The sequence below is a fragment of the Bacillus sp. 11C genome (genome assembly GCF_055486375.1).
In genome coordinates this window covers 299,451-314,240 of sequence record NZ_JBUPVZ010000004.1, presented here as the reverse complement: position 1 = coordinate 314,240, position 14,790 = coordinate 299,451, and the positions used below count along the sequence as shown (strand labels likewise).

Sequence of the window (14,790 nt, the reverse complement as noted above, 5' to 3'; positions counted from 1 at the left end):
TCGATCTGAGTGCAGTGCATATTTTTCCCACCCAAGGAGATACTTAACGTTGTACAGCAGCTCCTGTAGGGAGGGAAAAAAGTGTCGAGAAATAAAGTCGAAATCTGCGGGGTGGATACCTCCAAATTACCAGTACTCAAGAATGAAGAGATGAGAAAGCTGTTTAGGCAGCTGCAGGATGAAGGCGATGATTCAGCGAGAGAAAAGCTTGTAAACGGGAACTTGCGTCTTGTCTTAAGTGTCATTCAAAGATTTAATAACAGAGGAGAGTATGTTGATGACTTATTTCAGGTCGGCTGCATCGGACTAATGAAATCCATTGATAATTTTGACCTAAGCCACAATGTTAAGTTTTCAACATACGCTGTACCTATGATAATCGGAGAGATCCGCAGGTATTTACGCGATAATAACCCGATTCGTGTCTCAAGATCACTCCGGGACATCGCTTACAAGGCACTTCAGGTAAGAGAGCGGTTAATCAGTGAGACAAGCAAGGAGCCGACTGCAGAAGACATCGCAAAAGTTCTTGAAGTACCGCATGAAGAAATTGTATTTGCGCTTGATGCCATTCAGGATCCGGTTTCTCTATTTGAACCGATCTATAACGACGGCGGAGACCCTATCTATGTGATGGACCAAATTAGTGATGAGCGCAATAAAGATTCACAATGGATTGAAGAGCTGGCTTTAAAAGAGGGCATGAGAAGACTGAATGATAGGGAAAAAATGATTTTGAGAAAGAGGTTCTTCCAAGGGAAAACACAAATGGAAGTAGCGGAGGAAATCGGGATTTCCCAAGCGCAGGTGTCCAGGCTTGAAAAAGCGGCTATCAAACAAATGAATAAGAATATCCATCAATAATGAAAAGCCTTTAAAACAATTTTTGTTTTAAAGGCTTTTCTATTGCGGGCGGTTTACGTTTTGGAAAAAATAAGGTATCCTAGTTCGTACAAAGTTTTATGAAAATTTAAACAATTATAGAAGGCAGTAAAGAGGAGGAACACGATGATTTTGCAGCTTGACAATGTCTCATTAAAACGAAATGGAAAGTGGATACTGAGGGATATCCATTGGAGGGTGGAAGAAAAGGAAAATTGGGTGCTGTACGGACTGAATGGCGCGGGAAAGACCGCACTGTTAAATATGCTTTGTTCATATTATTTTCCAACATCAGGCGAGATGCAGGTGCTTGGCCATGAATTTGGCAAAACCGAGCTTGGGGAGAAGCTCAGGCAGAAAATCGGCCTCGTCTCAGCGGCTCTTCAGCAAAAATTGCACCCGGCAGATTCAGCGTTTGAAATTGCTTTGAGCGGAGCTTACGCTTCAATTGGATTGTATGAAACGCCAAGTGCGGAAATCAGGGAAAAAGCGATTGGTTTGTTAGAGGATTTGGGAGCAATTGAATATGCCGACCGCCGTTATGAAACCCTTTCTCAAGGAGAAAAACAAAGAGCCTTGATTGCAAGAGCGCTAATGGCGGATCCGGAGCTGCTGATACTGGACGAACCGGTCACAGGGCTGGATTTTATTGCCCGGGAAAAATTGTTAGACACGATTACATACATTGCAAACAAAGAAAATGCGCCATCGATCCTTTATGTGACTCATCATGCGGAAGAAATTTTGCCGGTCTTTAACAAAGCCCTTTTGTTAAAACAGGGAGAGGTCTTTAAATCCGGAGAAATAAAGGAAATGCTTACTGATCACATACTTTCGGCTTTTTTTGATACGCCAATCCATGTATTATGGAATCAGGATCGGCCGTTTTTAACAAGAGCCGAGCCGATCACGAATGCCTGACAAACAACACATAGATTCATCCTAGGGGTGCTTTTCGAAGCTGAGAGAGACATTGTCTCAACCCTTTTGACCTGATCTGGATCATGCCAGCGGAGGGAAGCGGTGAAAAAGCGGAGTACATAGGACTCTGTCTGTTTTGATTGAGCCGTTTCATAACATATGAAACGGCTTTTTGATTTTTAAGAAAAGGAGCGGATCACATTGAATCAACAAATAGACTCTCTGTTAAAAAAAGCGGAAGATCAAAAGGGGGACCTGATTGAGCTTGCAAAAACGCTGATCTCTTATCAGACACCTGCTCCGCCTGCAAGGAATACAGACGGCGTCCAGTCATGGATTGCAGGGTTTTTACATGACATGGGATTCTCGATCGATAAATGGGACGTGTACCCGGGAGATCCAAATGTAGTGGGTCTTCTAAAAGGGACAGATTCAGCCGGTTATCATAGCTTAATCATCAATGGCCATGTAGATGTGGCAGAGGTAAAAGAGGATGAGGGGTGGGAGCATAATCCGTTTCACCCAATTGAGAAAAACGGTTTCTTAATCGGACGAGGCGCTTCAGATATGAAAGGCGGGTTGGCGTGTGTGCTGTTTGCGGTCAAATTGATTCATGAAGCCGGCATTGAACTTCCAGGTGATTTGATTTTGCAATCAGTGATCGGGGAGGAAGTCGGCGAAGCCGGCACACTTGAATGCTGTAAGAGAGGCTACCACGCTGATTTTGCAATTGTCGCCGATACGAGCGACATGCATATTCAAGGCCAAGGCGGTGTCATTACTGGCTGGATCGAAATCAAAAGCAGTCAAACGTTTCATGATGGAACGAGACGGAATATGATTCATGCTGGAGGAGGAACCTTCGGGGCAAGTGCAATTGAAAAAATGGCTAAAATCATTGCGGGACTCGGTGAACTGGAGCGCCACTGGTCCATCTTGAAAAGTTATCCCGGCTTTAAACCCGGCACAAATACCATTAATCCGGCTGTTATTGAAGGCGGCAGACATGCGGCTTTTATAGCCGACGAGTGCCGCCTGTGGATCACGGTCCATTTTTACCCGAATGAAACCCATGAACAAGTGGCAGCGGAAATAGAAGATTACATCAACCGGCTGAGCGACAGTGATATTTGGCTTAGGGAAAACCGCCCTGTTTTTAAGTGGGGAGGCTCATCTATGATTGAAGACAAAGGAGAAATTTTTCCGGCACTGGAAGTTGACCCCAGCCACCCAGGCGTCTTAGCGCTTACAGCGTCTCATGAGGAAGTGAAACGGGAGCATCCGGTTATTGACGTTTCTCAATCCGTTACAGACGGGGGATGGCTGTTTAATGCCGGGATTCCAAGCGTGATCTACGGTCCTGGCGATCTGCACAATGCACACTCTGTGAACGAGGAGGTATCGATTGAGCAGCTGGTGGATTACACAAAAATCATGCTCGATTTTATCATTAGATGGTGCAGCGGTAAAAAAGAACAGTAACCATGAAAATTTCTTCTTGCTGACAAGGTTCAGCCCGCCCATTCATATACTTGAAAAAAGGACGGAAAAAGGACGTGATGGAATGATCAGCATTTCAGAATTTCAGGTGAAGGATGTTGTCAATGTCTCAAACGGGAAAAAGCTGGGGAGCATTGGCGATATCGATATCAATGTGACTACTGGTAAAATTCAGGCGATCATATTAGGGGGGAATGGGAAGGTTCTCGGATTTTTTGGAAAAGAAGAGGAATTAGTCATTCCATGGCGAAATATAGTAAAAATCGGGGAAGATGTGATCTTGGTCCGATTAAGTGAACCGCATGCATAAACCTGCTTGTCTGCTGCTGATTGGAAAATGCCGGAAGTCCAGTTTCTTCCGGCACATTTCATTTAGAAATATGCAAATCGGCGCTCAACGAATGCAGAAAGATGTGGTAAAATAAGTGGGAAATTCCGCTTTTTTAAATGTTTGTCGAAAGGTTGGATCATCATGAATACATATCACCCATTCAGTCTTACCACACCCTCGACACTCATGATACAAGACTGGACACAAACGAATCAAAACAACAGAGAAGTCATTGCCGGGTTCACGACGAAAAACGGCGGTGTCAGCCAAAAGCCTTTTGAATCGTTAAATACAGGATTGCACGTTCATGACAAAGATGCAGATGTAGTTAAAAATCGCGAATATATTGCCGATATGTTTAATATTGATTTGCAGTCTTGGGTATTTGCTGATCAGACACACGATAATCGCGTTCAAAAAGTGACGCAGAGAGATAGGGGAAAAGGCGCCCGTGAGTATCACACGGCTCTGAAAGCAACGGACGGGCTCTACACAAATGAAAAGAATGTGTTTTTGGCATTATGCTTTGCTGATTGTGTGCCTCTTTTCTTCTATGATCCGGTTAAATCGCTTGTCGGGGTCGCCCATGCCGGGTGGAAAGGCACTGTCAAACAGATTGGCAGAGAAATGGTGAAGCAATGGACCGAGCAGGAAGGGTCAAATCTCTCAGACATTTATGCTGTTATTGGACCGTCTATCAGCGGAGCATGCTATACGGTAGACGACCGTGTCATGGATGCTGTCCGGGCATTGCCGGTTTCGGCAGGACGTGCCGTTAATCAGACGGAAAAGGCACAATATCAGCTTGATCTGAAAGAGCTGAACCGCTTCATACTGATCGACAGCGGTTTGGCAACTGAACAGATTTCTGTCAGCGGTTTATGCACGGAAAGTGAGCCGTCACTTTTCTATTCTCACCGCCGCGATCAGGGGGAAACTGGACGAATGATGTCCTTTATCGGAATGAAGGAGGCATAAAAGATCTTGCGTGTTGTTGATCATTTACGACATATAAACGAACGAATAAACGAAGCATGTAACAGATCGGGCCGCAGCTCCGATGAAGTTACGGTTATTGCAGTCACAAAATATGTATCGCCTGAAAGAGCACAGGAGGCAGTGGATGCGGGCATCACCTGCCTCGGAGAGAATCGGGATGCGGAACTGCTCCGCAAACAGGAAATCATAAAAGGGAATCCGGAATGGCATTTTATCGGCAGTCTGCAATCAAGAAAAGCAAAAGCCGTTGTCAATGCGGTTTCCTATATCCATTCCTTAGACCGGCTCTCATTAGCGAAAGAAATTGAAAAACGGGCTGAAGGTACTGTCAAGTGCTTTGTGCAGGTCAATACCTCTCTTGAGCCTTCTAAACACGGCATGAAAAAAGAAGAAGTCATACCATTCATACAGGAGCTTTCCGGTTTCGAACATATCGTTGTGGCCGGACTGATGACAATGGCTCCACTGACTGATGAGCAAGATCAGGTCAGAAGCTGTTTCCGGTCGCTGAGAGAACTCCGTCATCAGGTTCAGGAGCTGAAACAGCCGAACGCTCCGTGTACAGAACTGTCGATGGGCATGTCAAATGATTTTGAAATTGCAATTGAAGAAGGGGCTACTTATATTAGAATCGGCTCATCGTTAGTCGGAAATGAAACAGGGGGTGTACAGCAATGAGTATGAAAAATAAACTGAAAAACTTTTTCTCAATGGAAGATGAAGAATACGAATATGAATATATTGAGACAGAGCGGGAATCTGACGAGGAGCAGCAGGAGCACAAAGAAAAGCCGGCTTACGCAGCTCATAAACCTGCGGGCAAACAGAATGTAGTGAGCTTGCAAAGTGTTCAGAAATCCTCTAAAGTGGTGTTGAGTGAGCCGCGCGTTTATGCGGAGGCACAGGAAATAGCCGACCATTTGAAGAACCGGCGGGCAGTTGTCGTCAATCTTCAGCGGATCCAGCATGACCAGGCTAAGCGGATTGTTGACTTTTTAAGCGGAACCGTTTATGCCATCGGCGGCGACATTCAAAGAATCGGCTCGGATATTTTCCTCTGCACGCCTGATAACGTAGATGTATCAGGCACAATTTCTGAGCTCATATCTGAAGACGAACATCAGAGGTGGTAAAGCCAGATGATCCTTTATCAAGTTTTTTCGGTTTTAAGCTTATTAATCACAATATACTCATTTGCCCTGATCATATATATTTTTATGTCATGGGTGCCGAGTACGAGGGAAACAGCTGTCGGGCGTTTTTTAGCTTCGATTTGTGAACCATATCTCGAACCATTCAGAAAAATCATCCCGCCAATCGGAATGCTGGATATTTCACCGATCGTGGCTATTCTTGTGCTTCGGTTTGCGACAACCGGCTTGTGGGGGCTTTATCGCATGATTGCGTTTTAAAGTGACAGTTTGATAGGGGGCTTGGCAGCAGCCAAGCCTCTTTACATAGAAGGGAAAGACGATGAGCGATATATATCAGCACTTCAGAAAAGACGAGCGGGCCTTTATTGATCAGGCGCTCGAATGGAAAAGCATTGTCCAGGAACAGTACAGGATGAAGCTGACCGACTTTTTAGACCCCCGAGAGCAGGTCATCCTCTCTGCTGTTACGGGACAGGCAGACGTCGGGCTTGCTTTTTCCGGCGGCTATGGCAGAGCTGAGCGAAAACGGGCGATTCTGTATCCAGAGTACATCACGCCGGAAGAGTCGGATTTTGAACTGCAGGCGTTTAACGTCCGTTATGCTGAAAAATTTGTCTCAGTAGATCACCGTTCTCTGCTTGGTGCATTAATGGGCATAGGCTTAAAGCGGCAAAAGTTTGGTGACATCGTGTTTTCTGAGACATCAGTGCAATTGATTGTCTCAGCCGATACCGCAGATTTTGTGGCTGCACAGCTGACCCAAGCAGGCAAAGCTGCGGTCAACTTAGAGAAAATTGACTTGTCAGACCTTAACATTCCCGCAGTTGATGTCGAAATAAGAGATGACACGGTTTCTTCTTTAAGGCTTGACGCCGTCTGCGCCTCTATGAGTAGGCAACCCCGCCAGAAATCACAGACGCTTGTGAAAAACGGCCTCGTGAAAGTGAACTGGAAGGTAGTTGAAGATCCTTCATACATGGTGGCAGAAGGGGACATGCTGTCTATCAGAGGCTTTGGCCGGTGCAGCTTGACAAAAATCGAAGGAAAAACCAAAAAAGACAAATGGAGAGTTACGTTTGAACGACAAAAATAGTCGGTTTTTCAGTTTTTTTCTCCATCTGTGCGAAATTTGTTTTATAATGTGAACTAGATAACCGTACTGAAATGTAAAAATGGAGGTGGCATCATGCCATTAACGCCAAATGATATTCACAACAAGACGTTTACAAAAAGTTTTCGCGGATATGATGAAGATGAAGTAAATGAATTCCTAGCGCAAGTCAGAAAAGATTACGAAATTGTTCTCCGTAAGAAAACTGAGCTTGAAGCGAAAGTCAATGAACTTGATGAAAGAATCGGACACTTTGCCAATATTGAAGAAACGCTGAATAAATCGATTTTAGTTGCTCAAGAAGCGGCTGAAGACGTAAAACGCAATTCTCAAAAAGAAGCAAAGCTGATCGTTCGGGAAGCGGAGAAAAATGCTGATCGCATTATCAACGAATCTTTATCAAAATCAAGAAAAATTGCAATGGAAATTGAAGAGCTGAAAAAACAGTCTAAAGTTTTCAGAACACGTTTCCAAATGCTGATTGAAGCACAGCTCGATCTTTTGAAAAATGACGATTGGGACCATCTGCTTGAGTATGAAGTCGACGCAGTATTTGAGGAAAAGGAATAAATTTTCTGATCATCTTGACATTTTCTTAGCTTGTCGAATATAATACGTTCATAAATTCAGATGAAAAGACGGTTGAAAGGGACAGTCATGTTTCCTTCAGGCCTTCATAGCGACCCGGAGATGGTGAGAGTCCGGGATGGCCGGAATCATGTAGATCAGCCCTTAAGTTTCCTTTCTGAACTCACAGTAGGTTAGGACGTTCATCACGTTACGATGCTCGAGAGGAAAAAGCGTATGCTGGCTTTTTCTAAAAGGGTGGTACCGCGAGATAAGCTTTCTCGTCCCTTATGGGATGAGAGGGCTTTTTTTATTTTCTGAAAAAATGCAGTGGAGGAATGAAAATGGATTTTAAAGACACGCTCTTAATGCCGAAAACAGATTTCCCGATGCGAGGAAATTTGCCAAACCGTGAGCCTGACATTCAAAAGGAATGGGAAGAAGAGGATATTTACCATCTTGTGCAGGAACGGACGAAAGACCGCCCGAAATTTGTTTTACATGACGGACCTCCGTATGCAAATGGAGACATCCATATGGGGCATGCGCTTAACAAAATTTTGAAGGACTTCATTGTCCGCTATAAATCAATGAGCGGCTTCAACGCGCCGTATGTACCTGGCTGGGATACACACGGGTTGCCGATTGAAACGGCTCTCACAAAAAACAAAAAAGTCAACCGTAAAGAAATGTCAGTAGCGGAATTCCGCAAACTGTGCGAAGAGTACGCTTGGAAGCAAATCGAGGGACAGCGTGAGCAGTTCAAACGCCTTGGTGTCCGCGGTGACTGGGAAAACCCATATGTGACATTAAAACCGGAATACGAAGCGCAGCAAATTCGCGTATTTGGTGAGATGGCAAAACGAGGCTACATTTATAAAGGCCTTAAACCGGTTAACTGGTCACCTTCAAGTGAGTCTGCGTTGGCTGAAGCAGAGATCGAATATCAAGATAAACGTTCAGCATCTATTTATGTGGCTTTTGGTGTAAAAGACGGCAAAGGCGTTCTTGAAAACGGCGAGCGTATTATTATCTGGACAACAACGCCTTGGACAATTCCGGCGAACCTCGGAATTTCAGTGCACCCTGACCTTGAGTACAGCGTGATTGCAGTAGGTGAAGACCGCTTTGTCGTAGCCAGTGATTTAGTCGAAAATGTTGCGTCTGCATGCGGGTTTGAGCAATATGAAGTGACAAGAACGATCAAAGGGAAAGACCTTGAGAACATTATTGCTGAACACCCGCTGTATGGCAGAGACTCTCTCGTTATGCTTGGCGAACACGTGACAACTGATGCCGGAACAGGCTGTGTTCATACAGCGCCGGGACACGGGGAAGATGATTTTATCATTGGCCAAAAATACGGTTTAGATGTGCTATGCCCGGTTGATGCAAAAGGTGTCATGACAAGTGAAGCTCCAGGCTTTGAAGGCATGTTCTATGATGATGCGAACAAAGTGATCACACAGCAGCTTGATGATAAAGGCGCGCTTGTGAAGCTAGAATTTATTACTCACTCTTATCCGCACGATTGGAGAACAAAAAAACCAACTATTTTCAGAGCGACAGCGCAATGGTTTGCTTCAATTAAAGATTTCAGATCAGACCTGCTGGATGCCGTTAAAGAAACCAAATGGGTTCCTGAATGGGGCGAGCAGCGTTTGCACAACATGGTTCGTGACCGCGGAGACTGGTGTATTTCCAGACAGCGTGCGTGGGGTGTGCCGATTCCGGTATTTTACGCTGAAAACGGAGAACCGATTATTACAGATGAAACCATCGAACATGTTTCTGAATTGTTCAGGCAGCACGGATCAAACATTTGGTTTGAAAAAGAAGCGAAGGATCTTCTTCCGGAAGGTTTTGCGCATCCTGGCAGCCCGAATGGCACATTTACAAAAGAACAGGACATCATGGATGTTTGGTTTGATTCAGGCTCTTCCCATCAAGCGGTGCTTGAAGAGCGTGAAGACCTCGTTCGCCCGGCTGATTTATATCTAGAAGGATCTGACCAATATCGCGGCTGGTTTAACTCGTCTCTTTCTACAGCGGTAGCCGTAACAGGAAAAGCGCCATATAAAGGTGTGCTCAGCCATGGGTTTGCACTGGATGGAGAAGGACGTAAGATGAGTAAATCAATCGGTAACGTCGTTGTTCCAGCCAAAGTCATGAAACAGCTTGGTGCCGATATTTTGAGATTATGGGTGTCTTCAGTTGATTATCAGGCGGATGTTCGCGTGTCTGACGCCATTTTGAAGCAGGTTGCTGAAGTATACCGTAAAATCCGGAATACGTTCCGTTTTCTTCACGGAAACCTATTCGATTTTGATCCAAAAACGAATGCGGTGGCTGTCGAAAATCTTCGCGAAGTGGATCAGTATATGCTGATTAAGCTGAATAAACTGATTGACAAAGTGAAAAAAGCGTATGACGAGTACGAATTTGCGGTTGTGTATCACAGTATCCATAATTTCTGCACAATCGAATTAAGCTCATTCTATCTTGATTTCGCAAAAGATATTGTGTACATCGAGCATGCGGATCATCCGGACAGACGCAGCATGCAGACAGTATTCTATGAGACGCTGCTTGCATTAGTGAAGCTTTCGGCTCCTATCCTTCCTCATACGGCTGACGAATTATGGTCTCATTTAACATTCGTTGAAGAGCAAAGCGTTCAGCTGACAGATATGCCGGAAACAATCACGGTTCCAAACAGCGAAGCGACAGAAGATAAATTTGACCGCTTTTTGACTTTCCGTGACGATGTGCTAAAAGCGTTAGAAACCGCGCGGAACGAAAAAATTATCGGCAAATCATTGGAAGCAAACTTGAAATTGTATCCAAACAAAGAAAACAAAGAGCTCTTAGCTTCCATAAAAGAAAATCTTTCTCAGCTGTTTATTGTTTCTGAACTGACAATCAGCGAAGAAAATGAAGCGCCGAACGATGCGCAAAGCTTTACGACAGGCAAAATTGCTGTAGAGAAAGCCGAGGGCGAAATGTGTGAGAGATCTCGTGTGATTTCAAAAGATGTGGGTGCAAATCCGAACTATCCTACCCTTTCATTGCGAAACGCTGAAATCGTTGAAAAATACTATCAAAAATAATGGAAAAGAGCCCGGCGTAAAAGCCGGGCTTTTTTTGTGCCAAGAGTGACATCGATTAGAACAGCAGGAAAAATCTTATGGGCTTTAGATCATCATTCACAGGCAACAATATAGGTACTACGTTAAGAGCAGGAGTTGTGATGAATGAATGATCAACTGACCGCAATTTATACGGAACTTCTTCTGATGAAAGAAGAACTACAGTCGAGATTATTTGAGTATTCTTGCTTTCAGGCTTCAACAAGTCCGCAAGCAGCAATCAATCATAAACAAAAAGCAACTCTGATCTATCACATTAAAGAAGAGCTTCAAGACGTTCTCCTCGCATTGTCCAAAATCGAAAACGGCACATTTGGATACTGCGAAGAAACAGGAGCGTCCATTCCGATTTCAAAGCTTGCTGTGCTGCCGACTGCCCGCACTACAGACGATTTTCTTTACTCTGTCCAATTTGAAAAGAAAACGCTTCCGCTATGGAAATCAACGGATATCGAATATGGTCAGGCGCTGTATGAATAACAGTGTCTGGCCGGTTAATATGCCTGATATTTCTTTACTCCAGTGCTTTTTATTGATAAAATGCATAATGGACTAAAGTAACCGTAAACTGGAGGAACGTTTGTGCTGTATTATATCATTGCACTTCTTATTATTGCAGCCGATCAATTGACAAAATGGCTTGTCGTTAAGAATATGGAACTTGGACAAAGTATTCCGGTCATTGATCAGGTATTCTATATCACCTCCCATCGCAATACGGGTGCTGCATGGGGGATATTGGCCGGTCAGATGTGGTTTTTCTACCTCATTACAACCGCGGTTATTATTGGCATTGTTTATTACATACAGCGTTATACTAAAGGACAAAGGCTTCTTGGCGTAGCTCTCGGACTTATGCTCGGCGGTGCCATCGGCAACTTCATCGACAGGGCTTTCAGACAGGAAGTTGTGGATTTTATCCATGTCATTATTGTGGATTACAATTACCCGATTTTTAATATCGCGGACTCTTCACTATGTGTCGGCGTCATGCTTTTATTTATACAAATGATGTTGGACAGCGGGAAAAAGAAAAAGGAGCAATAGCATGAATCAAATTGATATAACCGCTTCAGAAGAACAAAAAAGTGAGCGGATTGATAAATTTCTGGCCTCGACTGAGAATGATTGGTCGAGAACCCAGGTTCAGCAATGGGTGAAAGACGGACAAGTTGTCGTGAACGGAAGCCCCGTAAAATCAAATTATAAAATTCAGCCGGGTGATCAGGTGACCGTCACTGTACCTGAGCCGGAAGCGCTCGACGTACTGGCAGAACCTATGGATTTGGATATTTACTATGAAGATCAGGATGTGCTGGTTGTCAATAAACCTCGTGGAATGGTTGTCCACCCAGCCCCAGGGCATCTTACGGGCACACTTGTAAACGGCCTTATGGCTCATTGCACGGATCTTTCCGGAATCAATGGCGTGATGCGTCCGGGAATTGTTCATAGAATCGATAAGGACACGTCCGGCTTACTAATGGTGGCGAAAAATGATATGGCGCATGAGTCACTCGTAAATCAATTGGTCCACAAAACGGTCACACGCAAATATACGGCAGTTGTCCACGGGCTTATTTCTCACGATGACGGCACAATTGATGCTCCGATCGGACGGGACAAGAAAGACCGTCAAAGCATGACTGTGGCGCGTGATGGCAAAAACGCCGTCACCCATTTTCATGTGCTTGAGCGTTTTCAGGATTTTACATTGGTGGAATGCCAGCTTGAAACTGGGAGAACGCACCAAATTCGTGTGCATATGAAATATATTGGATTTCCATTGGCGGGCGATCCAAAGTACGGGCCGAGAAAAACGATCGATTTTAACGGTCAGGCCCTTCACGCCGGAATTTTAGGTTTCGATCATCCCCGCACTGGCGAATATATCGAATTTGAAGCGCCGCTTCCGGAGGATATGGCACAATTAATCGAAAACCTTAGAAGAAATGGTTGACAGACTATTTCTTTTCTGAAATAATAAACGAAGCTGAATAGATTCTTTAAAACAGTCCAGAGAGGCTGAGAAGGATAACGGATAGACTGGGATGCGTGTATATGCGCGCACCTTGTCCCAAAACCCCTCTATGCTCTGGCAGGAGGGGTTTTTTCTTCTATATGAACTGTGAGGTGTCACACATTGAATCAAAAAGCTGTCATTCTCGACGAACAAGCAATCAGACGGGCGCTGACCAGAATTGCTCACGAAATGATCGAACGCAATAAAGGAATGAATAACTGCATCCTTGTCGGCATTAAGACAAGAGGGATTTACTTGGCGAAACGCCTTGCGGAACGAATTGAGCAGATTGAAGGAAGTCCTGTAACAGTCGGTGAGATTGATATTACCCTTTACAGAGACGATCTTTCCAAAAAAACGAGCAACGAAGAACCGCTAGTGAAAGGTGCAGATATTCCGGTAGACATCAACGATCAAAAAGTCATTCTTGTTGACGATGTCCTGTACACCGGAAGAACGGTCAGAGCCGGTATGGATGCGCTTGTTGATGTAGGCAGGCCTTCCTCCATTCAGCTTGCTGTGCTTGTTGACAGAGGACACCGGGAGCTGCCAATCCGAGCGGATTATATCGGGAAAAACATCCCGACATCAAAGGCTGAAAAGGTTATGGTTCAGCTTCATGAGGTAGATCAAAACGATCTCGTGGCCATTTATCAAAATGAATGAATAATAGATCACCTTTTTAAAGGCAATCCAGAGAGGTTGCAAAGAGGTGCACAACAAAGCCCCGAAAGTATACGGCGGATCTTTGTATGCCTCTTTGCGTAAAAAATAGCAAAGAGGTTTTTTTATACAGTCATTGAGTCATCCTAAAATGAAAGTCAACTATCAGGGGGAAAATCATCATGAGTAAGAAAAAAGTGAATTTAGGAGTCAGGGATGTCCCGACACCTTTCTCGTGGGTTTCATTCAGTCTGCAGCATTTATTTGCCATGTTTGGCGCAACAATTTTGGTTCCGAAGCTGGTTGGAATGAGTCCTGCTGTGGCATTGGTGACAAGCGGCATCGGGACACTCGCTTATCTGCTTATTACGAAAGGGCAAATTCCGGCGTATCTCGGTTCATCCTTCGCCTTTATTTCTCCGATCATACTGGTCAAAGCGACCGGCGGGCCGGGAGCGGCAATGGTCGGAGCGTTTCTTGCAGGGTTAGTGTACGGGCTTATTGCCTTATTGATCAGACAGCTTGGAACAGGATGGCTGATGAAGGTTCTCCCTCCTGTGGTCGTAGGACCTGTTATTATCGTCATTGGGCTCGGACTGGCCAGCACTGCGGTAAACATGGCGATGTACGCTGATCCGAACGCGAGTGAATTGGTTTACAGCTTAAAGCACTTCAGTGTCGCAGGCGTTACGTTGGCGATTACGATTATTTGCGCGACTTTCTTACGAGGATTTTTAAGCCTGATTCCGGTTCTGATCGGCATCATCGGCGGATACTTGTTTGCCCTTACTCAAGGGATTGTCAACTTCCAGCCTGTGCTTGACGCGAAATGGTTTGCAGTGCCTGAGTTTATCATCCCGTTCAAAGACTATTCACCGTCAGTCACACTTGGCATCGCAGCGGCAATGGTTCCCGTCGCGTTTGTGACAATGTCAGAGCATATCGGCCACCAAATGGTGCTGAGCAAAGTTGTCGGACAAGATTTCATTAAAAAGCCGGGGCTTCATCGCTCTATTATGGGTGACAGCGTGGCGACAATCCTTGCTTCCCTGATCGGCGGTCCGCCGACAACGACTTACGGGGAAAACATTGGCGTGCTGGCCATCACAAGAGTATTCAGCGTCTTTGTCATCGGCGGCGCGGCAGTGATTGCCTTATGCTTCGGTTTTATCGGCAAAATCTCAGCGCTGATCAGTTCAGTGCCGTCAGCGGTCATGGGGGGCGTCTCCTTCCTGCTGTTCGGAATCATCGCTTCGAGCGGTCTGAGAATGCTGATTGATAACAAAATTGATTATGAAAACAACAGAAACCTCATTATCACATCGGTGATCCTTGTGATCGGTGTAGGAGGCGCGTTTATCCAAGTGTCTCAAGGAGGATTCCAAGTGTCGGGAATGGCGCTTGCCGCAATTGTCGGTGTCATCTTAAACCTGATTCTTCCGCAGGCGAAGGAAGAGCAGGTTGACACATCTGAACAACATCATATCTAA

General features: G+C 45.0%; 16 protein-coding genes, 1 riboswitch and 1 other annotated feature. All 16 genes read left to right on the top strand.

Annotated features, from left to right (window positions below; genetic code table 11):
* Positions 1-81 precede the first annotated feature (81 nt).
* The 16 genes from sigG (at position 82) to pyrP (ending at position 14,790) form a co-directional block, all read left to right on the top strand.
* A complete protein-coding gene (sigG, locus tag ACY3LV_RS08530; protein WP_003221449.1) occupies positions 82-864 on the top strand; it encodes an RNA polymerase sporulation sigma factor SigG in 783 nt (260 codons plus the stop codon).
* 144 nt (positions 865-1,008) lie between these two features.
* Positions 1,009-1,803 (top strand): ABC transporter ATP-binding protein, encoded by a 795-nt coding sequence (locus ACY3LV_RS08525; protein WP_333560465.1) that lies wholly within the window; start codon positions 1,009-1,011, stop codon positions 1,801-1,803.
* Between the two features lie 13 nt (positions 1,804-1,816).
* Positions 1,817-1,918: riboswitch (TPP riboswitch) on the top strand.
* Positions 1,919-2,004: 86 nt separating this feature from the next.
* Complete coding sequence (locus ACY3LV_RS08520; RefSeq protein WP_333560464.1) at positions 2,005-3,285, top strand: acetylornithine deacetylase; 1,281 nt, start codon at positions 2,005-2,007, stop codon at positions 3,283-3,285.
* 82 nt (positions 3,286-3,367) lie between these two features.
* Positions 3,368-3,613, top strand: a complete 246-nt coding sequence (locus ACY3LV_RS08515) for a YlmC/YmxH family sporulation protein (protein ID WP_003232153.1) — start codon at positions 3,368-3,370, stop codon at positions 3,611-3,613.
* A 162-nt stretch (positions 3,614-3,775) separates the two neighbouring features.
* Positions 3,776-4,612 (top strand): peptidoglycan editing factor PgeF, encoded by an 837-nt coding sequence (pgeF, locus tag ACY3LV_RS08510; protein WP_464863629.1) that lies wholly within the window; start codon positions 3,776-3,778, stop codon positions 4,610-4,612.
* Positions 4,613-4,618: 6 nt separating this feature from the next.
* Positions 4,619-5,311, top strand: a complete 693-nt coding sequence (locus tag ACY3LV_RS08505; RefSeq protein ID WP_148961879.1) for a YggS family pyridoxal phosphate-dependent enzyme — start codon at positions 4,619-4,621, stop codon at positions 5,309-5,311.
* Positions 5,308-5,766: a cell division protein SepF gene (gene sepF, locus ACY3LV_RS08500; protein ID WP_148961878.1), complete on the top strand. Its 459-nt coding sequence runs from the start codon at positions 5,308-5,310 to the stop codon at positions 5,764-5,766. The genes ACY3LV_RS08505 and sepF overlap by 4 nt, the downstream gene beginning before the upstream one ends.
* A gap of 6 nt (positions 5,767-5,772) precedes the next feature.
* Positions 5,773-6,045 carry a YggT family protein gene (locus ACY3LV_RS08495; RefSeq protein ID WP_087992128.1) on the top strand — a complete coding sequence of 91 codons (273 nt, stop codon included), beginning with the start codon at positions 5,773-5,775 and terminating at the stop codon, positions 6,043-6,045.
* A gap of 61 nt (positions 6,046-6,106) precedes the next feature.
* The gene (locus tag ACY3LV_RS08490) at positions 6,107-6,880 is read left to right on the top strand and encodes an RNA-binding protein (RefSeq protein ID WP_333560462.1); all 774 of its coding nucleotides are present in this window, start codon (positions 6,107-6,109) and stop codon (positions 6,878-6,880) included.
* Positions 6,881-6,973: 93 nt separating this feature from the next.
* Positions 6,974-7,468, top strand: coding sequence for a septum site-determining protein DivIVA (divIVA, locus tag ACY3LV_RS08485; protein WP_003221468.1), 495 nt, complete (start codon positions 6,974-6,976; stop codon positions 7,466-7,468).
* Positions 7,469-7,530: 62 nt separating this feature from the next.
* Positions 7,531-7,757: a binding site (T-box leader), on the top strand.
* Between the two features lie 52 nt (positions 7,758-7,809).
* Entirely contained in the window at positions 7,810-10,575 is a 2,766-nt protein-coding gene (ileS, locus tag ACY3LV_RS08480) for an isoleucine--tRNA ligase (protein ID WP_464863628.1), read from the top strand.
* Between the two features lie 144 nt (positions 10,576-10,719).
* Entirely contained in the window at positions 10,720-11,094 is a 375-nt protein-coding gene (locus ACY3LV_RS08475) for a TraR/DksA family transcriptional regulator (RefSeq protein ID WP_148961875.1), read from the top strand.
* 102 nt (positions 11,095-11,196) lie between these two features.
* A complete protein-coding gene (gene lspA / locus ACY3LV_RS08470; RefSeq protein WP_087992124.1) occupies positions 11,197-11,661 on the top strand; it encodes a signal peptidase II in 465 nt (154 codons plus the stop codon).
* A 1-nt stretch (position 11,662) separates the two neighbouring features.
* Positions 11,663-12,574, top strand: a complete 912-nt coding sequence (locus ACY3LV_RS08465; RefSeq protein ID WP_333560460.1) for an RluA family pseudouridine synthase — start codon at positions 11,663-11,665, stop codon at positions 12,572-12,574.
* Positions 12,575-12,757: 183 nt separating this feature from the next.
* The gene (gene pyrR, locus ACY3LV_RS08460) at positions 12,758-13,303 is read left to right on the top strand and encodes a bifunctional pyrimidine operon transcriptional regulator/uracil phosphoribosyltransferase (protein ID WP_087992122.1); all 546 of its coding nucleotides are present in this window, start codon (positions 12,758-12,760) and stop codon (positions 13,301-13,303) included.
* Positions 13,304-13,482: 179 nt separating this feature from the next.
* A complete protein-coding gene (gene pyrP, locus ACY3LV_RS08455; RefSeq protein WP_333517634.1) occupies positions 13,483-14,790 on the top strand; it encodes a uracil permease PyrP in 1,308 nt (435 codons plus the stop codon).

Coding starts and splice junctions, on each gene's coding strand:
- ACY3LV_RS08525 (WP_333560465.1), top strand. CDS start 1,009: ATGATTTTGCAGCTTGACAATGTCTCATTAAAACGAAATGGAAAGTGG.
- ACY3LV_RS08515 (WP_003232153.1), top strand. CDS start 3,368: ATGATCAGCATTTCAGAATTTCAGGTGAAGGATGTTGTCAATGTCTCA.
- pgeF (WP_464863629.1), top strand. CDS start 3,776: ATGAATACATATCACCCATTCAGTCTTACCACACCCTCGACACTCATG.
- sepF (WP_148961878.1), top strand. CDS start 5,308: ATGAGTATGAAAAATAAACTGAAAAACTTTTTCTCAATGGAAGATGAA.
- ACY3LV_RS08495 (WP_087992128.1), top strand. CDS start 5,773: ATGATCCTTTATCAAGTTTTTTCGGTTTTAAGCTTATTAATCACAATA.
- ACY3LV_RS08490 (WP_333560462.1), top strand. CDS start 6,107: ATGAGCGATATATATCAGCACTTCAGAAAAGACGAGCGGGCCTTTATT.
- divIVA (WP_003221468.1), top strand. CDS start 6,974: ATGCCATTAACGCCAAATGATATTCACAACAAGACGTTTACAAAAAGT.
- ileS (WP_464863628.1), top strand. CDS start 7,810: ATGGATTTTAAAGACACGCTCTTAATGCCGAAAACAGATTTCCCGATG.
- ACY3LV_RS08475 (WP_148961875.1), top strand. CDS start 10,720: ATGAATGATCAACTGACCGCAATTTATACGGAACTTCTTCTGATGAAA.
- ACY3LV_RS08465 (WP_333560460.1), top strand. CDS start 11,663: ATGAATCAAATTGATATAACCGCTTCAGAAGAACAAAAAAGTGAGCGG.
- pyrP (WP_333517634.1), top strand. CDS start 13,483: ATGAGTAAGAAAAAAGTGAATTTAGGAGTCAGGGATGTCCCGACACCT.